General features: G+C 73.2%; 24 protein-coding genes. 14 read left to right on the top strand and 10 right to left on the bottom strand.

Translation table 11 applies throughout. The features are described 5' to 3' along the window. Positions 1-28 precede the first annotated feature (28 nt). From NUT86_RS11590 to lgt, 7 genes are all read left to right on the top strand, one after another. Complete coding sequence (locus tag NUT86_RS11590; RefSeq protein ID WP_274740448.1) at positions 29-409, top strand: DUF2752 domain-containing protein; 381 nt, start codon at positions 29-31, stop codon at positions 407-409. Positions 410-590: 181 nt separating this feature from the next. Further along, positions 591-1400, top strand: coding sequence for an indole-3-glycerol phosphate synthase TrpC (gene trpC / locus NUT86_RS11585; RefSeq protein WP_018090304.1), 810 nt, complete (start codon positions 591-593; stop codon positions 1398-1400). Between the two features lie 22 nt (positions 1401-1422). Beyond that, a complete protein-coding gene (gene trpM / locus NUT86_RS40630; protein WP_381286071.1) occupies positions 1423-1713 on the top strand; it encodes a tryptophan biosynthesis modulator TrpM in 291 nt (96 codons plus the stop codon). Positions 1714-2006: 293 nt separating this feature from the next. Next, positions 2007-3293 (top strand): tryptophan synthase subunit beta, encoded by a 1287-nt coding sequence (gene trpB, locus NUT86_RS11580; RefSeq protein WP_093644816.1) that lies wholly within the window; start codon positions 2007-2009, stop codon positions 3291-3293. Continuing rightward, positions 3290-4108 (top strand): tryptophan synthase subunit alpha, encoded by an 819-nt coding sequence (trpA, locus tag NUT86_RS11575; protein WP_266446249.1) that lies wholly within the window; start codon positions 3290-3292, stop codon positions 4106-4108. Before trpB ends, trpA begins: the two co-directional genes overlap by 4 nt. 115 nt (positions 4109-4223) lie before the next feature. Continuing rightward, positions 4224-5210 carry a DsbA family protein gene (locus tag NUT86_RS11570; protein WP_159488606.1) on the top strand — a complete coding sequence of 329 codons (987 nt, stop codon included), beginning with the start codon at positions 4224-4226 and terminating at the stop codon, positions 5208-5210. A gap of 129 nt (positions 5211-5339) precedes the next feature. Beyond that, the gene (gene lgt, locus NUT86_RS11565) at positions 5340-6410 is read left to right on the top strand and encodes a prolipoprotein diacylglyceryl transferase (RefSeq protein ID WP_159488608.1); all 1071 of its coding nucleotides are present in this window, start codon (positions 5340-5342) and stop codon (positions 6408-6410) included. A gap of 85 nt (positions 6411-6495) precedes the next feature. On the opposite strand, the gene NUT86_RS11560 is transcribed toward lgt, so the two are convergent. From NUT86_RS11560 to NUT86_RS11535, 6 genes are read right to left on the bottom strand one after another with little or no spacing between them, the layout of a single operon-like run. Next, the gene (locus NUT86_RS11560) at positions 6496-7506 is read right to left on the bottom strand and encodes an HpcH/HpaI aldolase/citrate lyase family protein (RefSeq protein ID WP_266446254.1); all 1011 of its coding nucleotides are present in this window, start codon (positions 7504-7506) and stop codon (positions 6496-6498) included. Beyond that, on the bottom strand, positions 7503-8774 hold the full coding sequence (locus NUT86_RS11555) for a CaiB/BaiF CoA transferase family protein (RefSeq protein WP_274734994.1): 1272 nt from the start codon (positions 8772-8774) through the stop codon (positions 7503-7505). The genes NUT86_RS11560 and NUT86_RS11555 overlap by 4 nt, the downstream gene beginning before the upstream one ends. Further along, a complete protein-coding gene (locus NUT86_RS11550; RefSeq protein WP_274734992.1) occupies positions 8771-10267 on the bottom strand; it encodes an ADP-ribosylglycohydrolase family protein in 1497 nt (498 codons plus the stop codon). The genes NUT86_RS11555 and NUT86_RS11550 overlap by 4 nt, the downstream gene beginning before the upstream one ends. Beyond that, positions 10264-11568 (bottom strand): ADP-ribosylglycohydrolase family protein, encoded by a 1305-nt coding sequence (locus NUT86_RS11545; protein ID WP_274734990.1) that lies wholly within the window; start codon positions 11566-11568, stop codon positions 10264-10266. Before NUT86_RS11545 ends, NUT86_RS11550 begins: the two co-directional genes overlap by 4 nt. Then, the gene (locus NUT86_RS11540; protein ID WP_274734988.1) at positions 11565-12857 is read right to left on the bottom strand and encodes an ADP-ribosylglycohydrolase family protein; all 1293 of its coding nucleotides are present in this window, start codon (positions 12855-12857) and stop codon (positions 11565-11567) included. The genes NUT86_RS11545 and NUT86_RS11540 overlap by 4 nt, the downstream gene beginning before the upstream one ends. Then, positions 12854-13960 (bottom strand): ADP-ribosylglycohydrolase family protein, encoded by a 1107-nt coding sequence (locus tag NUT86_RS11535; protein ID WP_274734986.1) that lies wholly within the window; start codon positions 13958-13960, stop codon positions 12854-12856. Before NUT86_RS11535 ends, NUT86_RS11540 begins: the two co-directional genes overlap by 4 nt. A gap of 362 nt (positions 13961-14322) precedes the next feature. Here NUT86_RS11535 and NUT86_RS11530 point away from each other — a divergent pair, with 362 nt between their 5' ends. The 3 genes from NUT86_RS11530 to NUT86_RS11520 all read left to right on the top strand — a co-directional run bounded on the left by NUT86_RS11530 (position 14323) and on the right by NUT86_RS11520 (position 21401). Then, the gene (locus NUT86_RS11530; protein ID WP_159489497.1) at positions 14323-15054 is read left to right on the top strand and encodes a VIT1/CCC1 transporter family protein; all 732 of its coding nucleotides are present in this window, start codon (positions 14323-14325) and stop codon (positions 15052-15054) included. Positions 15055-15343: 289 nt separating this feature from the next. Further along, positions 15344-19948 (top strand): glutamate synthase large subunit, encoded by a 4605-nt coding sequence (gltB, locus tag NUT86_RS11525; RefSeq protein WP_018090316.1) that lies wholly within the window; start codon positions 15344-15346, stop codon positions 19946-19948. Then, positions 19941-21401: a glutamate synthase subunit beta gene (locus tag NUT86_RS11520; RefSeq protein ID WP_093644802.1), complete on the top strand. Its 1461-nt coding sequence runs from the start codon at positions 19941-19943 to the stop codon at positions 21399-21401. Before gltB ends, NUT86_RS11520 begins: the two co-directional genes overlap by 8 nt. A gap of 126 nt (positions 21402-21527) precedes the next feature. Here the strand turns inward: NUT86_RS11520 and NUT86_RS11515 are convergent, their stop codons facing one another. Then, a complete protein-coding gene (locus tag NUT86_RS11515; RefSeq protein ID WP_266446272.1) occupies positions 21528-22100 on the bottom strand; it encodes a hypothetical protein in 573 nt (190 codons plus the stop codon). Positions 22101-22167: 67 nt separating this feature from the next. On the opposite strand from NUT86_RS11515, the gene NUT86_RS11510 reads away from it, so the two are divergent. Beyond that, on the top strand, positions 22168-22929 hold the full coding sequence (locus NUT86_RS11510) for an ArsR/SmtB family transcription factor (protein WP_026169754.1): 762 nt from the start codon (positions 22168-22170) through the stop codon (positions 22927-22929). Positions 22930-22945: 16 nt separating this feature from the next. Here NUT86_RS11510 and NUT86_RS11505 read toward each other — a convergent pair whose 3' ends face one another. After that, positions 22946-23527, bottom strand: a complete 582-nt coding sequence (locus NUT86_RS11505) for a MarR family winged helix-turn-helix transcriptional regulator (protein WP_018090320.1) — start codon at positions 23525-23527, stop codon at positions 22946-22948. Between the two features lie 68 nt (positions 23528-23595). Here NUT86_RS11505 and NUT86_RS11500 point away from each other — a divergent pair, with 68 nt between their 5' ends. After that, positions 23596-24318: an SDR family NAD(P)-dependent oxidoreductase gene (locus NUT86_RS11500; protein ID WP_159488624.1), complete on the top strand. Its 723-nt coding sequence runs from the start codon at positions 23596-23598 to the stop codon at positions 24316-24318. Positions 24319-24353: 35 nt separating this feature from the next. On the opposite strand, the gene NUT86_RS11495 is transcribed toward NUT86_RS11500, so the two are convergent. Continuing rightward, positions 24354-24830, bottom strand: a complete 477-nt coding sequence (locus NUT86_RS11495) for a PPOX class F420-dependent oxidoreductase (RefSeq protein ID WP_093644796.1) — start codon at positions 24828-24830, stop codon at positions 24354-24356. A gap of 114 nt (positions 24831-24944) precedes the next feature. Next, a complete protein-coding gene (locus NUT86_RS11490; RefSeq protein WP_018090323.1) occupies positions 24945-25433 on the bottom strand; it encodes a hypothetical protein in 489 nt (162 codons plus the stop codon). 157 nt (positions 25434-25590) lie between these two features. Between NUT86_RS11490 and NUT86_RS11485 the strand changes: the two genes are divergently transcribed. Further along, positions 25591-26325: an MBL fold metallo-hydrolase gene (locus NUT86_RS11485; protein WP_274734980.1), complete on the top strand. Its 735-nt coding sequence runs from the start codon at positions 25591-25593 to the stop codon at positions 26323-26325. Continuing rightward, a complete protein-coding gene (locus NUT86_RS11480; RefSeq protein WP_274734978.1) occupies positions 26322-26843 on the top strand; it encodes a GNAT family N-acetyltransferase in 522 nt (173 codons plus the stop codon). Before NUT86_RS11485 ends, NUT86_RS11480 begins: the two co-directional genes overlap by 4 nt. Positions 26844-26848 lie beyond the last annotated feature (5 nt).

The raw sequence follows: 26848 nt of genomic DNA, 5'->3' as shown, positions 1-26848 counted from the left end.
CCCGCGCGGCGGTCTGCCGCGCCGCCTCATGGCGCCCCTGGGCGTCCTGGCCGCCGCCACCGCCGCCTTCACCGTCCTCGGCGCCGTCGACCCGAACGAGCCCGGCCACTACCCCGTGTGCCCGCTGCTGCACCTCACCGGCGTCTACTGCCCGGCCTGCGGCGGACTGCGCAGCGCGCACGCCGTCGCGCACGGCGACCTCATCGCGGCCCTGGGAGCCAACGCCCTCGCGGTGGCCGGATACGTCGTCTGTGCGGTCTTCTGGGCGCTCTGGCTGGGCAATGCGGTCCGCGGCCGCCGCACGGCCGGCCCGCGGCCGCGAGCCGTCCACTGGTGGGCGCTGGGCGGCCTGCTGCTGGCCTTCACGGTCGTCCGCAACCTCCCCTTCGGCAGCGGGCTCGCACCGTGATCCGGCAGCCGGGCAAAACGGGTGCCGCCGGCCCCGCAGCACCCGGAGATGTCCAGGTCGTGGGATCGCGGTCCACCGGATGTGAGACCTGCATCCCATGGCGGATACCATCGGAGTGCCGGATGGGACCGCTCGTCCGGGTCACCGTCCACCGACACCGCTCCCGAAGGAGGCCGCTCGCGTGAGTGTGCTCGACGAGATCATCGACGGCGTTCGTGCCGACCTCGCGGAGCGGCAGGCGCGCGTCAGCCTCGACGAGCTCAAGGAGCGGGCCCAGAAGGCGCGCCCCGCGAAGGACGGCGTCGCCGCGCTCAAGGGCGAGAGCGTCACGGTGATCTGCGAGGTCAAGCGCTCCAGCCCGTCCAAGGGCGCGCTCGCCGCGATCGCCGACCCGGCCGGTCTGGCCGCCGACTACGAGGCGGGCGGCGCGGCCGTCATCTCCGTCCTCACCGAGCAGCGCAAGTTCGGCGGTTCGCTGGCCGACCTGGAGGCCGTCCGCGCCAAGGTCGACATCCCCGTCCTGCGCAAGGACTTCATCGTCACCGCCTACCAGCTGTGGGAGGCCCGTGCCTACGGCGCCGACCTCGCGCTGCTGATCGTCTCCGCGCTGGAGCAGGAGGCGCTGGTCTCGCTGATCGAGCGCGCCGAGTCGATCGGGCTGACGCCGCTGGTCGAGGTGCACGACGAGGAAGAGGTCGCCCGCGCGGTGGACGCCGGCGCCAAGATCATCGGCGTCAACGCCCGCAACCTGAAGACCCTTGAGGTCGACCGCGGCAACTTCGCCCGGGTCGCCCCCGAGATCCCCGACCACATCGTCAAGATCGCCGAGTCCGGTGTGCGCGGACCGCACGACCTGATCGCCTACGCCAACGACGGCGCGGACGCGGTGCTGGTCGGCGAGTCGCTGGTCACCGGCAAGGACCCCAAGACCGCGGTCTCCGACCTGGTCGCCGCGGGCTCCCACCCGGCGATCCGGCACGGCCGGTCCTGAGCGGCCGGGACAGCACACCGACATGACCGCCACCGCCGCAGGCAGCCGCTGCCAGGTCCGGGTACCGCACCCGGGCCCGGCCGGTGTGCGCGCCGGGGCGGCGGCCGTACGCGTCCCCTGCCCGGTGCCCGTCCGCGGCTTCCCGTCCGCCGCCCGCCGGAACCCCGGCCCCCAGCGCTGTGCGCTGCCGCCGTGGCACCGGGGCTGCCGGGCGCCCGCCCGGCGGGTCCACGGGCGCAGGGTCAGGTATCACATCGGTTCCGAGCCGGGACAGATCAACGGCATGCGATGGCGACCGGGGTCCGCGCACTGACGCGTCGGCCCCGTCCGGGCGCTGGGGCACCAGGGGAGGCAGCGGTCGTCTGACTGCTTGCTCACCCCCCCCACCCCCGAACCCACCCCCGCCCCTCCCCCGAAGGGGGAGAGGGGGAGGGGGCGGGGGAGCGCCCCGGCCAGGTCCCACGACGCCGGCCGGCCTCCGGCCGAGCGCCCCGTTGCCGCTCCGCTGCGGCGACGGCCCGCCGCCCCGTGCGCGCCGCACACCGTGATGCCCATCCCGACACAACCGGACTTCCGGGGCAGCCGCCCCGGCGAGGAGTGCGTCTGATGTCCTCCGATTTCTTCCTTCCCGATCCCGAGGGACAGGTGCCGAACCCCGAAGGCTATTTCGGTGCGTTCGGCGGCAAGTTCATTCCCGAGGCGCTGGTCGCCGCGGTCGACGAGGTCGCCGCGGAGTACGAGAAGGCCAAGGGTGACCCCGCGTTCGCGGCCGAGCTCAACGACCTGATGGTCAACTACACCGGGCGCCCCAGCGCGCTCACCGAGGTGCCGCGGTTCGCCGAACACGCCGGCGGGGCCCGGGTGTTCCTCAAGCGCGAGGACCTCAACCACACCGGCTCGCACAAGATCAACAACGTGCTGGGCCAGGCGCTGCTCACCAAGCGGATGGGCAAGACCCGGGTCATCGCCGAGACCGGCGCGGGCCAGCACGGCGTCGCCACCGCCACCGCCTGCGCCCTGTTCGGCCTCGAATGCACCATCTACATGGGCGAGATCGACACTCAGCGGCAGGCCCTCAACGTCGCCCGGATGCGGATGCTCGGCGCCGAGGTCATCGCCGTGAAGTCCGGCAGCCGCACCCTCAAGGACGCCATCAACGAGGCCTTCCGCGACTGGGTCGCCAATGTCGACCGCACCCACTACCTGTTCGGGACCGTCGCGGGACCGCACCCGTTCCCCGCGATGGTGCGTGACTTCCACCGCGTCATCGGCGTCGAGGCGCGCCGCCAGATCCTGGAGCGCGCCGGCCGTCTGCCGGACGCCGCGGTCGCCTGTGTCGGCGGCGGCTCCAACGCCATCGGGCTCTTCCACGCCTTCATCCCGGACGACGGGGTGCGGCTCATCGGCTGCGAGCCCGCGGGCCACGGCATCGAGACCGGTGAGCACGCCGCCACGCTGAGCGCCGGTGAGCCGGGCATCCTGCACGGGTCCAGGAGCTACGTCCTCCAGGACGAGGAGGGCCAGATCACCGAGCCGTACTCCATCTCGGCCGGTCTCGACTACCCGGGCATCGGGCCCGAGCACGCCTTCCTCAAGGACAGCGGCCGCGGCGAGTACCGCGCGGTCACCGACGACGCCGCGATGCAGGCACTGCGCCTGCTCTCGCGGACCGAGGGCATCATCCCGGCCATCGAGAGCGCCCACGCCCTCGCCGGGGCCCTGGAGGTGGGCAAGGAGCTCGGCAAGGACGGCCTGATCGTCGTCAACCTGTCCGGGCGCGGCGACAAGGACATGGACACCGCGGCCCGCTACTTCGGCCTCTACGACGCGGACGCCGCCGTCGAGGCGGACGCCGGCACCGAGGACGCGGAGATCGAGGGGGACGTCAAGTGAGCGGGAACATCAAGCTGTTGAGTGACACCCTCGCCGCCGCGAAGGCCGAGGGCCGGTCCGCGCTCATCGCCTACCTGCCGGCCGGGTTCCCGACCGTCGACGGTGGCATCGAGGCGGCCAAGGCCGTCTTCGACGGCGGCGCGGACGTCGTGGAGGTTGGGCTGCCGCACAGCGACCCCGTCCTCGACGGCCCCGTCATCCAGACCGCCGACGACATCGCCCTGCGGGGCGGGGTGAAGATCGCCGACGTCATGCGGACGGTGCGCGAGGCCCATGCGGCCACCGGCAAGCCCGTCCTCGTCATGACCTACTGGAACCCGATCGACCGCTACGGCATCGAGCGCTTCACCGCCGAGCTCGCCGAGGCGGGCGGCGCGGGCTGCATCCTGCCCGACCTGCCCGTCCAGGAGTCCGCGACCTGGCGGGAGCACGCCGACAAGCACGGTCTCGCCACCGTCTTCGTCGTCGCCCCCAGCAGCAAGGACGCGCGGCTCGCCGACATCACGGCGGCCGGCTCCGGCTTTGTGTACGCCGCCTCGCTGATGGGCGTCACGGGCACCCGCGAGTCGGTGGGCGAGCAGGCGCAGGACCTCGTGCGGCGCACCAAGGCCACTACTGACCTGCCGGTCTGCGTCGGCCTCGGGGTCTCCAACGCCGAACAGGCCGCCGAGGTGGCCCGGTTCGCGGACGGAGTGATCGTCGGCTCGGCGTTCGTCAAGCTGCTGCTGGCGGCGGACGGCGACCTGGCGGCCGGTCTCGCCGGGGTCCGCTCCCTGGCGGGCGAGCTGGCCGAGGGCGTGCGCAAGCACTCCTAGAGGCGGTGCGCGCGGCCGGGCCGTGAGGGACGCGGGCCCGGTTGCTGTCCCTCGATAGGGCGAACATCGGTGCGGAGGGGTGCGGCGGCACCCCTCCGCTTCGTTGTCCAGGGGCGTGAGCCAGAAGAACCATGAGGGTAAGAAAAGCGCCCGCGAGCGACTGCAGGAACAGCGGGAGAAGGAGAAGGCGCGCGCCCGGCGCGGCCGCCAGGCGATCGTCGCGGGGGCGGTGGTGGCGGTGCTGGCGGTGGCCGGCGGCATCGCCGTCTGGGCGTCGTCGTCCTCCGGCAAACCCGCCGCCAACGACAACGAGGTCGCCGTCCCGAAGCAGGCCAGCGGCGGCGACAGGCCCGCCGTCCCGGTGGGATCGGCCGACGCCCCGTCCACACTCACGGTGTGGGAGGACTTCCGCTGCCCCGCCTGCCAGCAGTTCGAAACCGGCTTCCGTCCGGTCATCCATGAGCTGGAGGACTCCGGCCGGCTCAAGAGCGAGTACCACCTCGTGACCATCATCGACGGCAACGCCGGCGGCCAGGGGTCCCGTAACGCCGCCAACGCCGCCCTGTGCGCGCAGGACGCCGGAAAGTTCCGCGCGTACCACGACCTCCTCTACTCCCACCAGCCGCCCGAGCCGCAGGACAAGTTCGGCGACAAGAAGTACCTCCTCCAACTGGCCGGCAAGGTCAAGGGGTTGGTGACCCCCGCCTTCACCAAATGCGTCAACGACGGCACCTACGACCGTTTCGTGAAGAAGTCCAACGACGCCTTCGCCACCTCCGGATACCGCGGCACCCCGACCGTCCTGCTCAACGGCAAGGACCTCTCGAAGGAGAAGGGCGGACAGTTCGGCCCAGCGGACCTCAAGAAGATGGTCCTGGACGCCAACAAGGCCAAGCAGCCGGGGAACAAGCAGCCGGGGAAGAAGAGCGCCACGCCGCACACGGGCGCCTCACCCCAGGACAAGCACCCCGGAACGCCGCAGGACAAGCACCCCGGAATGCCCCAGGACAAGCACCCCGGGACGCCCCAGGACAAGCACCCCGGAAGGAGCGCCGCACCCCAGGGAGAGCTGACCGGAAGGAGCGGGGCGCCCGCGTCCTAGACGGCGGCCCATGGGGGCCGCGACCGCGCCGGACACACAGCGTCACGGCGCGAGGACGGGGTCGTTACGCAGCCGTAGCCGGGCCGGGTTGCCGCCGACCCCGCCCGGCGCGGTAGCGTCGTCCCTGCCATGGACCTCGCATTCATTCCCAGCCCGTCGGTCGGCGTCGTACATCTCGGCCCGATCCCGCTGCGCGGCTACGCGTTCTGCATCATCATCGGCGTCTTCGTCGGCGTCTGGCTCGGCAACAAGCGCTGGGTGCAGCGCGGCGGCCGCTCCGGAACCGTCGCGGACATCGCCGTATGGGCCGTGCCCTTCGGGCTGATCGGCGGCCGCCTCTACCACGTCATCACGACGTACGAGCCGTACTTCGGCCCGAACGGTCACCCGCTCGACGCCTTCAAGGTGTGGGAGGGCGGCCTCGGCATCTGGGGCGCGGTGGCGCTCGGCGCGGTCGGCGCCTGGATCGGCTGCCGCCGGCGCGGCATCCCGCTCCCCGCGTACGCCGACGCGCTGGCGCCCGGTCTGGCCCTCGGGCAGGCGATCGGCCGCTGGGGCAACTGGTTCAACCAGGAGCTGTACGGCAAGCCGACCGATGTGCCGTGGGCGCTGGAGATCAGCTCCGACCCGGCCATCGGACGCATCGGCGGCACCTACCACCCGACCTTCCTCTACGAGTGCCTGTGGTGCATCGGCGTCGCGGCGCTGGTGATGTGGGCCGACAAGCGCTTCCGGCTCGGCCACGGACGGGCCTTCGCGCTCTATGTCGCCGCCTACTGCGCCGGCCGCGCCTGGATCGAGTACATGCGGGTCGACGAGGCGCACCACATCCTGGGCCTGCGGCTGAACGTCTGGACCGCGCTGATCGTCCTGGTCCTGGCCGTCGCCTACTTCGTGATCTCCGCCAAGAAGGCACCCGGCCGCGAAGCGGTCGTCGAACCGGGTGCGCAGCTCGCGGAGGACGCGGACGGCGAGACCGCCGGGAGCGGATCGGACGGTGACGGCGCCGAGGAGGGCAAGGTCTCGGTCGAGAAGCCCGCGGCGAAGACGGCGGCCGACGACGGCGCGGCGGAGTCCGGCGCCGAAGAGGCCGAAACCTCCGCGGACGACGAGCCCGGCGACAAGAAGTCCGGGGACGCGGCGGACGCATCCGCCGCGGATGCCAAGCCCGCCGGCAGCGGCAGCACCAAGAAGTCCTGAGGCGGCCACCGGCCGCCGCACGCGCCGGGCGGACCCGACACACCGGGTCCGCCCGGCGCTGTGCTGTCCGGACGCGGCGGGGCGGTCAGCGCCGGCGCCCGGCCAGATCCAGCACCCGCCGGGCGCCCGCGACCACCGCCGCGTCCACGAACCGGCCGTCCGGCAGCGCCAGCGCCCCGCCCTCCTCCGTGGCGGCCCGCACGATCTCCTCTGCCGTCGCGATCTCCTCCGCCGAGGGGAGATATGCCGCTTCGATGACCGGGAGCTGGCGGGGGTGGATCGCCGCCCGGCCCAGGAACCCCAGCGCCCGGCCCCGGGCGCAGGACCGGGCCAGCCCGTCGAGATCGTGGACGTCCGGGTGGACCGACTGCGGCGGCGGGGCCAGACCGGCCGCGCGGGCGGCGACCACGGTCCGGCTGCGCGGCCAGGCCAGCCCCGCGTCGTCCCGCACCCCCAGCTCCCCGCACAGATCGGCCTCGCCGAGCGCGATCCCGCGCAGCGCCGGATGTGCGGTGGCGATGGCGAAGGCGTGCTCGATGCCCAGCGCGGATTCGAGCAGCGCGTACAGGGCCGGGGTGGCGGGCAGGGCGCTCGCGGCGGGCGGGCCCGCGGGGGCGAGGGTGGCGGTGACACCGGGCGTACGGACCGGGGCGGGATGTCCCGCGACAGCGTGCCCGGCGGGTCGTACGGGGCCTTCCGCGGCGTACGGGAGGTGCTCGGGTACCGGCGCGGCCGTGGTCGCCCAGCCGGCGGCGCGGTGGACATCGGCCGGGCCCTGCACCTTGGGCAGCCGGAGACCGGCCAGGCCGGGCAGTGGGGCGAGGGTGCGGATCTCGTTCTCGGCGAGCGGGCCGTCCAGCGCGTTGACCCGGACATGGACCGGCACCGGCACCGGGCCGCTCAGCAGCTCCGCGGTGGCCCGCAGCGCATGGTCCTTGCGGTCCGGGGCGACCGCGTCCTCCAGGTCGACCACGACCACATCGGCCCCGCAGCCGAGCGCCTTGGCCACCACCTCCGGGCGGTCCCCGGGCACATAGAGCCAGGTCAGCGGGGTGGGAGCGGGGGGCTGCCCGGGGGTGTGCGGGGCCGGGCTCACAGCGCACCCGCCGTGCGCAGCCCGGCGATCTCCGCGTCGGTCAGCCCGAGCCCGGCCAGCACCTCATCCGTGTCCGCGCCGTGCGGGCGACCCGCCCAGTGGATGGCGCCCGGTGTCTCGGAGAGCCGGAAGAGGACGTTCTGCATCCGGACAGTGCCGAGCTCGTCGTCCGGGACCTCGGTGATCGATTCCAGTGCCGCGTACTGCGGGTCCGCCATCACCTCGCGGATGTCGTAGATGGGGGCCACGGCCGCCTCGGCCTTCTCGAAGGCGGCCAGCACCTCGGCCCGGTCGTGCCGGGCGATCCAGCCGCCGACCGCGGCGTCCAGCTCATCGGCGTGCCGGGCCCGCCCCGTGCCGGTCGCGAACCAGGGCTCGTCGATCACCTCGGGCCGGCCGACCAGCCGCATCACCCGCCCGGCGACCGACTCGGTCGAGGTGGAGACCGCCACCCAGGAGCCGTCGGCGGTGCGGTAGGTGTTGCGCGGGGCGACGTTCGGGGAGCGGTTGCCGGTGCGCGGCTGGACGTGGCAGAGCTGGTCGTACCAGAGCGGCTGCGGACCGAGGGCCGTCAGGATCGGTTCGATCAGGGCCAGGTCGATGACCTGGCCGCGGCCGGTGGTCTCCCGTCCGCGCAGCGCGGCCAGCACGGCGTACGACGTGGTCAGTGCGGCGATCGCGTCGGCGAGACCGAACGGCGGCAGGGTCGGCGGACCGTCCGGTTCACCGGTGAGCGCGGCGAAGCCGCTCATCGCCTCGGCGAGGGTGCCGAACCCGGGGCGCCGGGCGTACGGCCCGAACTGCCCGAAGCCGGTGACCCGGGCCAGCACCAGGCGCGGGTTGACGGCGGACAGCTCGTCCCAGCCCAGGCCCCATCTCTCCAGGGTCCCGGGCCGGAAGTTCTCCACGATGACGTCCGCCCCGGCGGCGAGCCGCAGCAGCACGTCCCGGCCGCCCGGGTGGGACAGATCGAGCGTCATGGTCCTCTTGTTGCGGCCCAGCAGCTTCCACCACAGGCCGATGCCGTCCTTGGCGGGCCCGTGGCCGCGCGACGGGTCGGGCCGGTGCGGATGCTCGACCTTGATCACCTCGGCGCCGAAGTCCCCCAGCAGGGTGGCGGCGAGCGGACCGGCGAACAGGGTGGCGAGATCGAGCACCCGGAGCCCGGCGAGCGGGCCGGGGACGGGGGACTCGGGGGCGGGGGACCCGGGGTCGGTGTGCTCGTCGGCGGCGGGCCGGGGTGCCCCGGACAGGGACGGGTCGGTCATGGCGCGGGGGCCTCTGTTCGGTCGGAGGGGTTGCCCGGCACGACGGGGCTACCGGGCAGGACGGGGTCACCGGGCACGACCAGTGCGGCGGTGCGTTCCGCGAGGGCGTCGAAGCCGATGCCGTCCATCCCGCGGACGCCGGTGGCCAGCCGGTTGCGCAGCGGTGCCGTCCAGCGGGCGGGCAGCGCGGCGGGCGACCCGGCGAGCAGTCCGGCCAGCGAACCGGCGGTGGCGCCGTTCGAGTCGGTGTCCCAACCCCCGGACACCGCACGGCAGATGGAGCCGGTGAAGTCACCGTCGGCATGGGTGAGCGCGGCGGCCAGCAGCGCCGCGTTCGGTACGGCGTGCACCCAGTGGTGGTGGCCGTACGCGGTATGCAGCCGGTCGACGACGCCGGCGAAGGCGGCCGGGGTGCCGGTGGGCTCGTCGTGCGCCAGCGCGATACCGCGGCGGACCGCCCGTGCGAGCCGGGACCGCGCGGGGATCACGGCCAGCCCGGCCCGCAGCGCACCGTGCACATCGGTGCCGCCGCCGGCCGCCGCGGCGAGCGTGGCCGCCACGAACATCGCGCCGTACACCCCGTTCGCGGTATGGCTGAGCGTCGCGTCCCGCCAGGCCTGGGCCGCGGCGGCGGCCGGGTCGCCGGGGTGGGTCCAGCCGTGGATGTCGGCGCGGATCTGGGCGCCGATCCACTCCCGGAACGGGTTGCGGTACCGCGCGGTGTGCGGCGGTTCGATGCCGTCCAGCAGGTTGCGGTACGCCAGGCGCTCGGCGGTGAAGGTCCGGCCGGCCGGCAGCTCGTCCAGCCACAGCCGCGCCACCTCGGCCGTGGTGAAGCCGGCCCCGTGGCGTTCGAGGAGCAGCAGGCCGAGCAGCGGGTAGGTGAGGTCGTCGTCCTCGGGCATACCGTCGATGTTCTCGGCGAGCGAGGTGGCGCGGCTGCGGCGGTTCCAGGGGTGGCGCGCGGCCACCGCCGGGTCGAGTCCGGCCTCCGTGAAGTACCCGGCGAGCGGCCAGTTGCCGGTGGCGCGGGCGAGCTCCCTGACCCCGCCGAGCGGCAGCTTCTCGACGGGCTTGCCGAGCAGACAGCCGGCCGCCCGCCCGAGCCAGGCCGCCTCCAGACGGGCGGCCGTCCCCCCGCCCTCTGGCCGCGGACCGCTGTCCACCGGCCAGGGCTCCCACCCCTCCTGAATCACCGTCAGGTCGGTGGGCTCGTCGGCCTCCGACGGGCAGGGCAGCAGCGCGAGTTCATCGAGCAGGGTCCCGGCGAGCGCCCGCAGGGCCGGACCGGCCGGGCCGGGGGAGGCGCCCGCCCGGCCCGGCGCCGTCGTCCCGCCCGCCGCCCGCCACCGCCGCGCGATCCCGGCGGCGTCCCGGCCGTCCTCCGCCGCCTGCCGCAGTTCATGCCCGATCAGATCCTCGGGCTGCACCCAGGTCACCCGGAGCGGCGCCGGGGGAGCGGGCCGGGCGAGCGCGGCCGCCGTGGCCGTCACCGTCCGACCGCCTCCGTCATCGCCGGGATGGCCGAGATCGCGGTGAAGGCCTGCTCATGGGTGCGGGCGCGGGCCCGGTCGCGGGTGAAGACCTCACGCGCGACGGCGGCCAGCGCGGCCCCCGGCGCCTGCAGATCGAGGCGGCTGGCGCGGGCGACCTCCGTGCTCCACTCGGCCGGTACGGCCTCCGCGCCGCGCAGGGCACCGACCAGCGCTCCGCTCATCGTGGCGATCGAGTCGCTGTCACGTCCGTAGTTGACCGAGCCGAGGACGGTGGACCGGAAGTCGCCGCCCCCGATCAGCAACATGCCCAGGGCGATGGGGAGTTCCTCGATGGCGTGCAGCCGGGAGGGCCGCCGGGCGCCGAGCGAAGGGTTGCGGTAGTCCGGACCCACCGTGTCGAAGGGGGCGACCGCCGCACGCAGCGAAGCTGCCGCCGACTCGGGGCCGGTGACCGAGGACGCGGCCTCGCAGACCGCCTCGATCGCGGCCCGGGTGCCGTCCTTGGCGAGCCGCAGCGCCTGGACGACGACCGAGGACGGGGTGGCGTCCGGGACGAACGCGGCGGCCACGGCCGCGGCGAACACCCCCGCCGCCTCCCGCCCGTACGAGGACTGATGGGCACCGGCGATGTCCAGCGCCTCGGCGTAGGCCCGGTCCGGATTGCCGGCGTTGACGATGCCGACCGGCGCCATGTACATCGCCGCACCGCAGTTGACGATGTTGCCGACGCCCGCCTCGCGCGGGTCCGCGTGCCCGTAGTGCAGCCGCGCCACGATCCACTTCTCGGCGAGGAAGATCCGCTGCACCGGCAGCGCCTCGGCCTCCAGCTCCGGGATCCAGCGCGGGGTGCCGATCAGATCCGGTACCAGGTGGTCGGCGATGTCATAGGCGTCGAGGTGGTCGCGCACCGCCTCGTAGACCCGCACCAGCGCATGGGTCATCAGGGTGTCGTCGGTGACATGGCCGTCGCCCTTGTGGAACGGCGCGAGCGGGCGGGCGGTGCGCCAGTCGTCGTGGAACGGGCCGACGATGCCCTCGACCCGGCCGCCGTGCCGCTTCACGATCTCCTCCGGTGTCCGGCCCTCCACCGGCCCGCCGAGCGCATCGCCGACGGCGGCGCCGACCAGCGCGCCGGTCGCCCGGTCCTCCAGGGACGGCGGGACGGGGGCGACGGGGGGCACCGGAGGCACCGGCGACGGCTGCGCGACCGCGGTGACGGGGGTGACCGGCAGGATCCGGGTGGCCTGCGCGTCGGGGGCGTGCGCCGCGGCCGGTGTCTGCTCGCTTGCGTAGGTCATGTGCGGGTGAGTCCTTCCACGGTGGGGGAGGGGGCGGGAGCCAGAAGGGCACGGGAGACGGCTTCCGGACGGGCCGGAGGGGGAGCCGCGGCGGCTTCGGGCGCGGTCAGCTCCGTACGGGCGAGCAGCCCGGCCAGCTCGACGAGATCCGTGCCGGCCAGCCGTGGCAGCGCACAGCCGGACAGCACCCGGCAGGCGTCGCGCCAGGTGCGGGGCAGGGCCTGCGCGCCGCCGAGCGCTCCGGTCAGCGCCCCGGCGAGGGCCGGTGCGGAGTCGGCGACCCGGGAGAGACAGGCGGCTGCCGGTACCGCCTCGGCGACCCGCCCGTCCGTCGCGAGGGCCAGTGCCAGCGCCACCGGGACGGTCTCGGCCGCGGCGATGCCGTAGCTGTAGACGTGGTCGACGATCTCGTGCTCCAGCACGGGCACCAGGGCGAAGGCGGTGCCGGGGCGGCCGGCGGCGCCGGGGCCGTCGGTGGCGAAGGACCGGGCGAGGCGGACCGCGTGCAGGGCGTTGCGGCGGATCTCGGTGCCTTCGGGGAGCTGGTCCAGCGCCGCCTCCACACAGCCGGCGGCCGCCGTGCCGCCGAGCGCGGAGGCGACCGCGGCGGCCATCGCCCGCGCGCCGTGCACCCCGTCGCCGTCCTGGGTGTAGCGCGCGTCGTACTCGGCCAGCTCGGCCGCGGCGGACGGCTCGCCCGGGTGCACCACGGCCAGTACGGCGGCGCGTACGCAGGCCGCGTCGTCGAAGTAGTGCGGGTTGTCATGGCCGGTGGCGGGCGGCCGCAGCCCGGCGGCGAGGTTGCCGAGCCCGGCCCGTACGGAGATCCGGGCGCGCAGCGGCAGGACGGCGGACTCGACCTCGGGCGCCCGGTCGGCGGCCGCGGCGACCTCGTTGGCGAGCGCGTTCCAGGCGAGGTCGAGGGCGGCCCGCATCCGGCGGTCCAGGCCCAGGTCGCTGAGGGGTGCGCCGGCCGCGGTGAGCACCGATTCGGCGGTGAAGGCCGCCCATTCGGCGTCGTCGGAGGGCCCCAGCCGCAGTGGTTCGGGCGGCTGGTTGAGGGCGATCGGCACGGGCAGCGTGGTGGTCGCGTTCTGCTCGGCGAAGGTGTCCAGCTCACGGGTCAGCCGCCGGGTCCACTCCGGCATCCGCGCCGCACGGTGCCGGGCCGCCGGCCACCCGGCGGCGTCCCCCGAGGCCACCCCCAGCAGCAGCCCCTCGATACGGCTCCGCGCACCGTCCGTGTCGCCGGGACCGGCGGCGCTCCCCACCGCTTCCCGGCCGTTCATCCGGCCCCCACCACGGCCTCGACGCCCGTCCCGGCCGGGGGCCCCGCCGTGGCACGGGCGCCCGGGTCCGTCCCCTGCGAGGTCAGCAGCTCCGCGATGTCCAGGACGTGATAGCCCGCCATCGACGGCAGACAGCTGCCGCGCGCCGGGCCGATGGCGGCGGCCCAGGCCCCGGGGATCGCGGCGGCGCCGCACAGCGCACCGGCCAGCGCCCCGGCGACGGCCGCCGTGGTGTCGGCGTCGCGCCCCATGTTGACCGCGGTCAGCACCGAGGCGGAGAAGTCACCGCGGGCCGCCTCGAACGCGCCGAAGGCCAGCCCGACGGCCTCCGGCGCCAGGTCCGTCCAGGGGTAGCCGCCGACCACGACGGCGGAGCGCACCGCGCGCTCGGTGCCGAGCCGGGTGATGCCCGGGTCGTGCCGGGAGCGCTGAGCGGCACCGACCGCCCGGCGCAGAGAGCGGGCGGTCCAGGAGTCCTCCGGCACGACGGACAGCGCGGCGGCGATCACCGCGTCGGTGGAGGCGGCGACCATGGCGGTGGCGACCCCGGCGGCCACCGCCCGGCCGCCGTAGATCCCCTCGCCGTCATGGCTGACCGTGCCGTCGATGGCGACGAGCCGGGCGGCCTCGGCGGGCCGTCCGGCGGCGAACACCCCGAACGGCGCGGCGCGCATCGCCAGCCCGTCGCTCCAGGCGTGCCGGTGCTGGGCGGAGATGGGCGCGGCCAGGCCCCGGCGCAGGTTCTCCAGGGTGCCGCGCTCACTGAAGCCCGCACCGCGGAACGGCCCCTCGTCACGGTCGGCGATCCACCGGTGCCAGGCGGCCTCGACATGGGCGACGGTCAGCGCCGAGCCGTGCGCGGCGAGCAGCAGCCCCGAGAAGATGGCGTACTCGGTGTCGTCGGTGCCGGCCGGGTCGTCCTCGACATAGCCCTCGATCCGGCCCCAGCGGCGGCGGATCTGCGAGGGCTTCATGTTCTCCGCGGGGGCTCCGAGCGCATCACCGACGGCGAGCCCGAGCAGCGCGCCCCGGGCCCGGTCGCGGACGGCCTCGCCCGCGCCGGGCCCGGCCGGATCCGCGGGCGGAGGGTGCGCTGCGCTCATGTGCGTGCCGTTCTGTCGTACGGGCCGGACCGCCGCCGGGGACCGCGGGGCGCCGCCCGGCTTCGGACCGCTGCGCTGTATCCGTGCCACGCGACGGCCCGGCTCTCCTGTCCCGGGCGGCAGGGTCACCCGGTCGACTCCCTCGGACGGCCCCGGAGTGGTGCGCCCGGCGGGCCCCGTACGGGCGTGTGACCCGGATCTCATCCCCGACCTCGCGGAAAAGCCGCAGGTCAGCGCGGTAAGTTCGGCCTTCCTTGCTAGCGGCGAAGGCCAATCCCCGCATAACTTCGAAGCGTTGGAGGGGGAAGTGCCGCCATCGGCCCACACCTCGCTCGCAGGGAGTAGGTACCGATATGTCCGTCATGGAGATCATGGATGCCGCGGCGCCGACGCATGTGGCCCACCGCGACAACCACACCCACCGCGATGTGAACGGTGGCTGGCTGCGCCCCGCCGTCTTCGGCGCGATGGACGGGCTGGTCTCGAACGTCGCCCTGATGACGGGCGCCGCCGGCGGCGCGCTGTCGCAGCAGGCGATCATCATCACCGGCCTCGCGGGCCTGGCGGCCGGCGCCTTCTCGATGGCGGCGGGGGAGTACACCTCGGTCGCCTCGCAGCGTGAGCTGGTGCAGGCCGAGCTGGATGTCGAGCGGGCCGAGCTGCGCAAGCACCCGAAGGACGAGCTGGAGGAGCTGGCGGCCCTCTACACCTCGCGCGGGGTCGAGCCGGCGCTCGCCCGGCAGGTCGCCGCACAGCTCTCCAAGGACCCGGAGCAGGCCCTGGAGATCCATGCCAGGGAGGAATTGGGCATCGACCCGTCCGACCTTCCTTCGCCTGCCGTGGCGGCGATTTCCTCCTTCGGATCGTTTGCGCTGGGCGCGCTGATGCCTCTTCTTCCTTACCTTTTGGGGGCTTCCGCGATCTGGCCCGCGGTGCTGTTCGCCCTGGTCGGACTGTTCGCCTGTGGGGCGGTCGTGGCGCGTGTGACGGCGCGTTCCTGGTGGTTCAGCGGGCTGCGGCAACTCGCCCTGGGTGGCGCCGCCGCGGGTGTGACGTACGCCCTGGGCGCACTGTTCGGAACCGTCGTAGGCTGACGTGTCATACGGGTGACTGCATAATTACAGCGTTACCCAGCGGTTTCGGTTTGTTGACGGCCGGGCATAAGGCCCAGGCGTCGCGGGCAATGTCGCTCGCCGAACGCCGCCTTGTGGGACGGCCTCGATTCCGTCCGCGTACTGACTCACCGCAGGTGCGGTGTCCGCATGCTGGAAGCCCCTTTTCGCTTTTTGAGAAGGGAGTCATCCTGTAACCTGCACGAAATTTCGCGGAGGGCCAACGTCGTCCCTCGGCAATGCCTATGCCACGACGACGTTGGGAGAGCCGATGCGTTTCGCGTCCACGCACTCCGCGACCACCAGCAGCAGCGACGCCGCCGCCTGGTCGCCCATGGACGGCCGCCCCGCCCAGCAGGGGATGTACGACCCCCGCAATGAGCACGACGCCTGTGGCGTCGGCTTTGTGGCCACCCTCACCGGCGAGGCCAGCCACGCACTGGTCGAGCAGGCGCTCACCGTCCTGACGAATCTGGAGCACCGCGGTGCCACCGGCTCGGAGCCCGACTCGGGCGACGGCGCCGGCATCCTGCTCCAGGTGCCGGACGCGTTCCTTCGCGAGAACGTCACCTTCGAGCTCCCCGAGGCCGGCGCCTACGCCGTCGGTATCGCCTTCCTCCCGTCCGACGCCCAGGAAGCGGCCGACGCCGTCTCGCGCATCGAGACGATGGCCGGTGAAGAGGGCCTGGACGTCATCGGCTGGCGGGTGGTCCCGGTCGCCCCGCAGCTGCTGGGCAACGGCGCGCGCGCCACCATGCCCGCCTTCTCCCAGATCTTCGTCGGCGACGGCAAGAACACCGGCCTGGCGCTGGACCGCAAGGCCTTCGCGCTGCGCAAGCGCGCCGAGCGGGAGGCCGGGGTCTACTTCCCCTCGCTGTCCGCCCGGACGATCGTCTACAAGGGCATGCTCACCACCGGACAGCTGGAGCCCTTTTTCCCGGACCTGTCCGACCGCCGCTTCGCCACCGCCATCGCGCTGGTGCACTCGCGGTTCTCCACCAACACCTTCCCGAGCTGGCCGCTGGCCCACCCGTACCGCTTCGTCGCGCACAACGGCGAGATCAACACGGTCAAGGGCAACCGCAACTGGATGCGCGCCCGTGAGTCGCAGCTCGCCTCCAAGCTCTTCGGCAGCGAGGACCTGGAGCGGATCTTCCCGGTCTGCACCCCGGACGCCTCCGACTCCGCCTCCTTCGACGAGGTCCTGGAGCTGCTCCACCTCGGAGGCCGCTCGCTGCCGCACTCCGTGCTGATGATGGTCCCCGAGGCGTGGGAGAACTCCCCCTCCATGGACCCGGCCCGGCGGGCCTTCTACCAGTACCACTCCACGATGATGGAGCCCTGGGACGGCCCGGCCTGTGTCACCTTCACCGACGGCACCCAGGTCGGCGCGGTCCTCGACCGCAACGGTCTGCGCCCCGGCCGCTACTGGGTCACCGACGACGGCCTGGTCGTGCTCTCCTCCGAGGTCGGCGTCCTGGACATCGACCCCGCGAAGGTCGTCCGCAAGGGCCGCCTGCAGCCCGGCCGGATGTTCCTCGTGGACACCGCCGAGCACCGCATCATCGAGGACGACGAGATCAAGGCGCAGCTCGCCGGCGAGCAGCCCTACCAGGAGTGGCTGGACTCCGGTCTGATCGAGCTGGCGGACCTGCCCGAGCGTGAGCACATCGTGCACACCCACGCCTCGGTCACCCGCCGCCAGCAGACCTTCGGCTACACCGAGGAAGAGCTGCGCGTCATCCTCGCCCCGATGGCCAAGGCCGGCGCCGAGCCCATCGGCTCGATGGGCACCGACTCGCCGATCGCCGCGCTCTCCGAGCGCCCCCGGCTGCTCTTCGACTACTTCACCCAGCTCTTCGCGCAGGTCACCAACCCGCCGCTGGACGCCATCCGCGAGGAGCTCGTCACCTCGCTGATCTCCTCCCTCGGCCCCCAGGGCAACCTCCTGGAGCCGACCCCGTCCTCCTGCCGCAGCGTGACCCTGCCCTTCCCGGTCATCGACAACGACGAGCTCGCCAAGCTCGTCCACATCAACGCCGACGGCGACATGCCCGGCATGAAGGCCGTGACCCTCTCCGGCCTCTACCGGGTCTCCGGCGGCGGCGAGTCGCTGGCCGCCCGGATCGAGGAGATCTGCGCCGAGGCGGACGCCGCCATCGACGACGGCGCCCGGCTGATCGTGCTCTCCGACCGCCACTCGGACGCCGAGCACGCGCCGATCCCGTCGCTGCTGCTCACCGCCGCGGTCCACCACCACCTCATCGGCACCAAGGAGCGCACCCAGGTCGGTCTGCTCGTCGAGGCCGGCGATGTGCGCGAGGTGCACCATGTCGCGCTGCTCATCGGCTTCGGTGCCGCGGCCGTCAACCCGTACCTGGCCATGGAGTCGGTCGAGGACCTCGTCCGCGCCGGCACCTTCCTGCCCGGCATCGAGGCCGAGGCCGCCATCAAGAACCTCATCAAGGCGCTCGGCAAGGGCGTCCTGAAGGTCATGTCCAAGATGGGCATCTCGACCGTCGCCTCCTACCGCGGCGCGCAGGTCTTCGAGGCCGTCGGCCTGGACGAGGCGTTCGTCGAGAAGTACTTCCACGGCACCGCCACCAAGATCGGCGGCGCCGGTCTGGACATCATCGCCAAGGAGGTCGCAGCGAGGCACGCCAAGGCCTACCCGGCCTCCGGCATCGCCGCCACGCACCGCGCGCTGGACATCGGCGGCGAGTACCAGTGGCGCCGCGAGGGCGAGCCGCACCTCTTCGACCCGGACACCGTCTTCCGGCTCCAGCACTCCACCCGCTCGCGCCGCTACGACATCTTCAAGCAGTACACCGACCGGGTGAACGAGCAGTCCGAGCGGCTGATGACGCTGCGCGGTCTGTTCTCCTTCGCCGCCGACCGCCCCTCGATCCCGATCGAGGAGGTCGAGCCGGCGTCCGAGATCGTCAAGCGCTTCTCCACCGGCGCCATGTCGTACGGCTCCATCTCCCAGGAGGCGCACGAGACCCTCGCCATCGCCATGAACCAGCTGGGCGGCAAGTCCAACACCGGTGAGGGCGGCGAGGACCCCGAGCGTCTCTACGACCCGGCGCGCCGCTCGTCCATCAAGCAGGTCGCCTCCGGCCGCTTCGGTGTGACGTCCGAGTACCTCGTCAACTCCGACGACATCCAGATCAAGATGGCCCAGGGCGCCAAGCCCGGCGAGGGCGGCCAGCTGCCCGGCCACAAGGTCTACCCGTGGGTCGCCAAGACCCGGCACTCCACCCCGGGCGTCGGCCTGATCTCCCCGCCGCCGCACCACGACATCTACTCCATCGAGGACCTGGCTCAGCTGATCCACGACCTCAAGAACGCCAACCCGCAGGCCCGCATCCACGTGAAGCTGGTCTCCGAGGTCGGCGTCGGCACCGTCGCCGCGGGTGTCTCCAAGGCGCACGCGGACGTGGTCCTGATCTCCGGCCACGACGGCGGTACGGGTGCCTCCCCGCTCACCTCGCTCAAGCACGCGGGCGGCCCCTGGGAGCTGGGCCTGGCCGAGACCCAGCAGACGCTGCTGCTCAACGGCCTGCGCGACCGCATCGTGGTGCAGACCGACGGCCAGCTCAAGACCGGCCGCGATGTCGTCATCGCCGCCCTGCTGGGCGCCGAGGAGTACGGCTTCGCGACCGCACCGCTGGTCGTCTCCGGCTGCGTCATGATGCGGGTCTGCCACCTGGACACCTGCCCGGTCGGTATCGCCACCCAGAACCCTGCGCTGCGCGAGCGGTTCAACGGCAAGGCCGAGTACGTCGTCAACTTCTTCCAGTTCATCGCCGAAGAGGTCCGTGAGCTCCTCGCCGAGCTGGGCTTCCGCACCCTCGACGAGGCCATCGGCCACGCCGAGCTGCTGAACACCTCCCGCGCGGTGGACCACTGGAAGGCGCAGGGCCTGGACCTGGCCCCGCTGCTGCACGTCCCCGAGCTGGCCGAGGGCGCCGTGCGCCACCAGGTCATCGAGCAGGACCACGGCCTGGCGAAGGCGCTCGACAACGAGCTGATCAAGCTCGCCGCCGACGCCCTGGCCGCGGACACCGCCGAGGCCGCCCAGCCGGTGCGGGCCCAGGTCGCGATCCGGAACATCAACCGGACCGTCGGCACCATGCTCGGCCACGAGGTCACCAAGAAGTTCGGCGGTGCCGGTCTGCCCGACGACACCATCGACATCACCTTCACCGGCTCCGCCGGCCAGTCCTTCGGCGCGTTCCTGCCGCGCGGCATCACGCTGCGCCTGGAGGGCGACGCCAACGACTACGTCGGCAAGGGCCTGTCGGGCGGCCGGGTCGTCGTCCGCCCGGACCGCGGCGCCGACCACCTCGCCGAGTACTCGACCATCGCGGGCAACACCCTCGCCTACGGCGCCACCGGCGGCGAGCTGTTCCTGCGCGGCCGGGTCGGCGAACGCTTCTGCGTCCGCAACTCCGGTGCCACGGTGGTCTCCGAGGGCGTCGGCGACCACGGCTGCGAGTACATGACCGGCGGCAACGCGGTCGTGCTGGGCGAGACGGGCCGTAACTTCGCGGCCGGTATGTCCGGCGGCTTCGCCTACGTCATCGACCTCGACAAGGCCAACGTCAACAAGGAGCTCGTCGACGCGGTGAACCCGCTGGACGAGGCCGACAAGCAGTGGCTGCACGACGTCGTGCAGCGCCACCAGGAGGAGACCGGCTCCACCGTCGCGGCCAAGCTCCTCGCCGACTGGGATGCCGCAGCCGCGCGCTTCAGCAAGGTCATCCCGCCCACGTACCAGGCAGTGCTCGTCGCCAAGGACGCCGCTGAGCAGGCCGGACTCTCCGAGTCCGAGACCCACGAGAAGATGATGGAGGCGGCGACCAATGGCTGACCCCAAGGGCTTCCTGAACCACGAGCGCGAGGTCGCCAAGACCCGCCCCGTCGAGGAGCGCGTCAAGGACTGGAACGAGGTCTACCAGCCCGGCTCCCTGCTGCCGATCATCAGCAAGCAGGCGTCGCGCTGTATGGACTGCGGTATCCCGTTCTGCCACAACGGCTGCCCGCTCGGAAACCTCATCCCCGAGTGGAACGACTACGCCTACCGCGAGGACTGGACCGAGGCCAGCGAGCGGCTGCACGCGACCAACAACTTCCCGGAGTTCACCGGTCGCCTCTGCCCCGCGCCCTGTGAGGCCGCCTGTGTGCTGGGCATCAACCAGCCGCCGGTGACCATCAAGAACGTCGAGGTCTCCATCATCGACAAGGCGTGGGACAACGGGGACGTCACCCCGCAGCCGCCCGAGCGCCTCTCCGGCAAGACCGTCGCCGTCATCGGCTCCGGTCCGGCCGGACTGGCCGCCGCCCAGCAGCTGACCCGGGCCGGCCACACCGTCGCCGTCTACGAGCGCGCGGACCGTATCGGTGGTCTCCTCCGCTACGGCATCCCCGAGTTCAAGATGGAGAAGCGCCACATCAACCGCCGCATCGAGCAGATGCGCGCGGAGGGCACCAAGTTCCGCACCGAGGTGGAGATCGGCCGCGACCTCGACGCCAAGAAGCTGCGCAAGCGCTACGACGCCGTCGTCATCGCCGCCGGATCCACCACCTCCCGCGATCTGCCGGTGCCCGGCCGTGAGCTGAACGGCATCCACTTCGCGATGGAGTACCTCCCGCTCGCCAACAAGGTGCAGGAGGGGGACCTGACCGTCGCCCCGATCACCGCCGAGGGCAAGCACGTCGTGGTCATCGGCGGCGGCGACACCGGCGCGGACTGCGTCGGCACCGCCCACCGTCAGGGCGCGGCCTCCGTCACCCAGCTGGAGATCATGCCCCAGCCCGGCGAGGAGCGGAACGCCAACCAGCCCTGGCCGACCTTCCCGATGCTCTACAAGGTCACCTCCGCGCACGAGGAGGGCGGCGAGCGGGTCTACTCCGTCTCCACCACCCACTTCGAGGGCGACGAGGACGGCAACGTCCAGTGGCTGCACCTGACCGAGGTGGAGTTCAAGGACGGCCGTCCGACGCCGAAGCCCGGCACCGAGCGGAAGATCCCGGCCCAGCTGGTCACCCTCGCGATGGGCTTCACCGGCACCGACCAGGAGAACGGCCTGGTCGAGCAGTTCGGCCTGGAGCTCGACGAGCGCGGCAATGTCGCGCGCGACGCCGACTTCGCCACCAACGTCCCCGGTGTGTATGTCGCCGGTGACGCCGGGCGCGGCCAGTCCCTGATCGTGTGGGCCATCGCCGAGGGCCGTTCCGCGGCCAAGGGCGTGGACCGCTTCCTCACCGGAGTCAGCGCCCTGCCGGCTCCCATCAAGCCGACGGACCGGGCACTGACCGTGTGACCGACCGTCCCCCGATGTCCCGTACAACGTCGTGCGGAACAACCGCGGCGCCTGCCTCCTCCCCCGACCGGAGGGCAGGCGCCGCGGCGTTTGTGCTGCCGGGCCCGCTGCGCCGCGGCCGCTGCCCTAGGAGCCGCCGCGTGCGGCCGGGAAGCGCCGCCCCAACTGCCGTGCCATCTCCTGTGCGGACGCCGGCACGGCCTGCGGCGGGGGAGTGCCCGGCGGCCGGAAATCGTGCACCGGCGGATGCCACGCCCCCAGGTCGATCCGCCCGTCGCCCAGCGGCAGCACCCACCGCGGATCGGCATGCACCCGCAGCACCTGCGCCTCGATCTGTGTCCACGCGCCGTCGGTGACCGTCCGCTCGCCGACCCGGCGCGCCTCCAACTGCACCGGACAGTGCACCAGTCGGGGCGGCCGGACCAGCTCGGACGGCTCCGTCCACGGCGCGTCCGTGGAGTACGGCAGGGCGCTGGTCCCCTCCTCGGTGCCCGTCCCGTCCGGCGGCAGATTGAAGACCACGTCCGGGCGTACCGCGAGGTTCTGCGCGGTCCGGCCGCGAGCCGGCAGCCAGACGCTGACGACCGGTCCGAGCTCCCACCGGATGCGCAGCTCGACCAGCACGAATGTCCCGTCGTCGTTCTCCGTGGACAGCAGCGCCGGGGCGACCGAACTGCTTTCCTCCAGCGCGCCTTTCATGGTGCCGAGGATAGAAGCCGGTTGATTCGGTGCTCACCGAAATGTTATCAGAGGTTACTCTGTGTACATGAAACGATGGGACGCCGATCAGGAAAGCGTCGCGGAAACCCCCGATCTGGCCGCCCTCGCGGCGCTGCTCGCGGACCGCACCCGTGCCGCGATCTGTATGGCCCTGCTCGACGGCGGCACCTGGACCGCGGGCGAACTGGCCGAATACGCCGCGGTGGCGCCGTCCACCACCACCGAGCACCTCAACCTCCTGGTCTCCGGCGGACTGCTCGCCGAGGAGCGCCAGGGGCGACGGCGATACGTACGGCTGGCCGGGCCGGAGACCGCGGAGACCCTGGAGAACCTCGCCGGTCTGGCCCCCTACCGCCAGGTCCCGATCCGCTCCCTGGCCGAGGCCAACCACCGCCGGGCGCTGCACCACGCCCGGACGTGCTACGACCACATCGCCGGCGCCCTCGGCGTCGCCATCGCCGAGGCGATGACCGAACGCGGCCTGCTGGCGCGGGACTACGGCCTGGTGCTGACCGCCGCCGGCGCCGACTGGCTCGCCGCGCTCGGCATCCCCGACGCCGCGCCGCCGGCCGCCCACCGGGCCCATGTCCGCACCTGCCTCGACTGGACGGTGCGCCGTCAGCATCTCTCCGGCGCGGTCGGTGCCGCGCTCTACCGGCACGCCCTGGAGCGCGACTGGGTCGTCAAGGCCGTCGCCACCCGCATCCTCACCCTCACCGCGGCGGGCCGTGCCGCCTTCCGGGCGCAGCTCGGACTGCCCGACGAGGCGCTCTTCCCCTCCCTGGCCCTCCCGGCGCCCCGCACCTGACCGGCGAAGGCCCTCCTCAGGCCTCGCCGACCTGGCCGATCCGGTCGTCGCCGAGCTTGCGCTGGGTGTCCTGGAGCAGGATCCGCAGCAGACCGGCGAGCTGTTCCTGCTGCGCGGGGGTGAGCCCGTCGATCAACTCCGCCTCGCGGTGGAGCACTTGGTCGACGGTGGCCTCGATCAGGTCATGGCCGGCCGGGGTCAGCTCGACGAGGACCGTCCGCGGGCGGCCCTCGCCGGGCCGGCGGGTGACCAGCCCCTCGCGCTCGGCGCGGGCCACCCGCTGGGAGACCGCTCCCGCGGTGACCATGGAGCGACGGCCGAGCTCACGGGTCGTCAGGGTGTAGGGCTCGCCGCTGCGGCGCAGCACGCTGAGCAGATCGAGGGTGGCCGGGTCCATCCCGGCGCGGGCCAGTACCCGGCGCCGGTCGTCGCCCAGCAGCTTCGCCAGCTGCCAGATCGGCGTCACGATCCCGATCGAGGAGACCGGGGTGCCGGGGCGCTCGCGCTCCCAGGCGGCGGCGATCTCCTCCACGGGGTAGGGGGAGGCCTCGGCCTCCGGGCGGCCGTCGCCGCCCTCCGCCTCGGATTCTCTTGCCACGGGCCCTCCCGGCGATGTTATGTTCAGCTCTAAATTTAGACCTGAACGTGATGGACGGAGCTCAGCATATGTCACGCACCATCCTGGTCACCGGCGGCGGAACCGGCATCGGACGCGCCGTCGCCCACCACTTCGCGGACCGTGGCGACGACGTCCTCGTCACCGGCCGGCGCCTCGCACCCCTGGAGGAGACCGCGGCCGGCCGGGGAACCGTACGCCCGCTGGTGTGCGACCACACCGACCCCGGGTCGCTCACCGAGCTGCTCGACCGGCTCCCCGAGCGGATCGACGTCCTGGTCAACAACGCCGGCGGCAACACCGACTTCGACACCGACGCGGCCACCGACCTGGCGTCCTGGGCCCGGGACTTCCGCGCCAACCTCGACGCGAACCTGGTCAGCGCCGCCCTGACCACCCGGGCGCTGGACGGACGGCTGGCGGCCGGCGGCGCGGTCGTCCACCTCGGGTCGATCGCCGCCGACCAGGGTGCCGGCTCCTACGGGGCGGCCAAGGCCGGCCTCGCCTCCTGGAACGTCGAACTGTCCCGGACCCTCGGCCCCCGCGACATCACCGCCAACGTCGTCGCACCGGGCTATATCGCCGACACCGAATTCTTCCGCGACCGGCTCACCGACGAGCGCCGCGACCAGCTGGTGGCGAACGCGGCGGTGGGCCGCGCGGGGAGCCCGGAAGACATCGCGGGAACGGTGGCCTTCCTGGCGTCACCTGCGGCCCGGCACCTCACCGGCCAGGTCCTGAACGTCAACGGCGGGACCCGCACCACCCGTTGACGCCGGCCCGCCCGTACGGGGCGTGGCGGTGCGCCCTACGCGCCGCCGCCCTCCGTGAGCCGGGCCGGGAAACCGCCGGTCGCGACCGGCCCCCAGCGCAGCGGCGTCACCCGGATCAGCGACTTGCCCTGCTTGCGCATCGCCTCCCGGTACTGGTCCCAGTCCGGGTGCTCACCGGCGATGTTGCGGTAGTACTCGACGAGCGGCTCGATCGAATCCGGGGTATCGATGATCTCGGCCTCGCCGTCGATCTGCACCCACGGACCGTTCCACTCGTCCGACAGCACGATGACGCTGACCGAGGACACCCGGCGGGCGTTACGGACCTTGGCGCGCTCCGGGTACGTCGCCATCACCAGCCGCCCGGAGTCGTCCACCCCGCAGGTCAGCGGCGAGCCCTGCGGGGTGCCGTCGCTGCGGCGGGTGAGCAGGATCGCACGGTGCCGGGGGCGGACGAACTCCAGCAGCTCGGGCAGGTCGACACGGGTGTTGGTGGCGGTGGAAGGGCTCATGCGGGCGAGCCTAGGGGGTGTCTCCCACGGAGAGCGGGGAGACACCCCCTGGGGCGTGGAGCGCCCTCGAAGGCGGAGCGGCGCACCGGACCGGCCGCCGCGGCGGACCGGCGGTCAGCCCTTGAGGAGGTCCTTGCCGGTGGCCGCGTCCACGACCTTGCGGTCGCCCAGCGCGCTCTTGAGCCGCACCTTCACCTTGTCGGTCGCCAGCTGCTCGGTGCACATCCCCTTGGAGCTCTTCCGCTTGCCCCAGCCGGTGATCACCACCAGGTCCTTCGACTCATGGCTGCGGGCGCCGAAGCGGACATCGCAGGCGCTGTGCCCGACGGTGACGGTGATCTCGCGTACTCCCGTGTTCTTGGGCCGGTCCGCGCCGGCCAGCGGCAGCAGCGCCTGCTTCCGCCCGGAGACCGGGTCGACCTTCGGCCAGTGCCGCACGATCTGGTCCGCGCGCTGCTCGAAGGCGTCCGGCTTCTTCGGCGGCGGCGCGCTGCCCACGGTCTGCTGCTTCTGGCCGCAGCCGGACAGCACGGCGGTGCCGGACACCGCCAGGGCGAGCACGGTGGTGAGGGTACGGGTGCGGGAGAGGTGGGATCCTCGCATGACATGCCTCCTTGGTTCGGCGATGAGACGCACCAAAGGCAAGACAGGTTCCGGCCGCCTTCCGCCCTCGTGTGCCGGGACGCTTCCGCTCCGCGCTCAATCCGCCCACGGCGCAAAGCCGGTGGCCACCGGCTCTGTGCTCGCTAGCGTCCAGGCCATGGACGCACTCACCGAGATCACCCCCACCGTCTGGCAACTCGCCTTCCCCGTCGGGCATGTGTACCTCGTCGCCCTCCCCGACGACGGATACGCCGCCATCGACACCGGCGTCCCCGGCTCGGCCCCCGCCGTCCTCGGCGCACTGGCCCGGCTCGGCGGCCGGCCGGACCAGCTGCGGCAGATCGTGCTCACCCACTCCCACATCGACCACATGGGCTCCGCCGCCGACCTGGTCGACGCCACCGGCGCCCGCGTACTGGCCGGCGCGCTGGACGCCCCGTACATCCGCGGCACCGCACCCGAACCCGCGCCGGTGTTCAGCCCCGCGGAGCGGTCGCTGTTCGAAGGGATCATGGCTGATTTCGCGGCCGCCGGGATCCCGCCGCTGCGCCCTGTCGAGGTCGATGTCGCCCTGCACGAGGGGGACACCCTCGACGGCTGGCCGGAGCCGGTGCGGGTGCTGCACGTCCCCGGCCACACACCCGGCGGGATCGCGCTGCACCTCCCCGAGAGCCGGCTGCTCTTCCCCGGCGACATCATCGGCGCCACCCCCGACGGCACCCGGGCGGTCCTCGGCCCCGGCAATGTCGCACGCGAGGAGGCCATCGCCTCCTTCCGGCGGCTCGCCGCCCTCGACGAGGTCGACACGGTGTGCGTCCCGCACGGCGTCCCGCTGCGCACCGGAGCCCGGGACGTCCTGGCCGCGGCCACCCCCGAGAAGGACTGGCAATGAGGGCGCCGGACGGCCGCGGCACGCCGCCCGGCGCTCGGGCCGTCACCGTGCCGCTGACCGTGCGCGATCTGACACCCGCCGATCTGCCGGCCTGCGGCTGGTCCGGATCGCCGCTCCATCTGGCGCATGTGGAGCGGGAGTTGGTGAGGGCCCGGCTCGGCGAAGTGGACTATCTCGCGGTCTGCCCGCCCTCCGGGGAGCCGGTCGCGATCGGCGGGGTCGACCACCGCGCACGGCCGGACGCGGGCCTGCTGTGGCAGCTCGCGGTGCTGCCCGCCCTCCAGTCGTGCGGTATCGGGAGTGTCCTGATCGCCGCGGCCGAAGAGCGGATACGCGGCCGCGGGGTGCACCGTGCCGAACTCGCCGTGGAGGAGGACAATCCGCGGGCGCGCGCCCTCTACGAGCGGCTGGGCTACCGGGCGTACGGGCGGCAGCCCGAGGCCTGGGACGCGCAGGGGCCGGACGGGGTGGTGCGCCGGTACGAGACGATGTGCACGCTGATGCGCAAGGAGCTGTAGCGGCG

Source organism: Streptomyces sp. G7(2002) (genome assembly GCF_028870195.1).
Lineage (GTDB): Bacteria > Actinomycetota > Actinomycetes > Streptomycetales > Streptomycetaceae > Streptomyces > Streptomyces nigrescens.
This window is presented reverse-complemented; position numbering and strand designations above follow the sequence as displayed.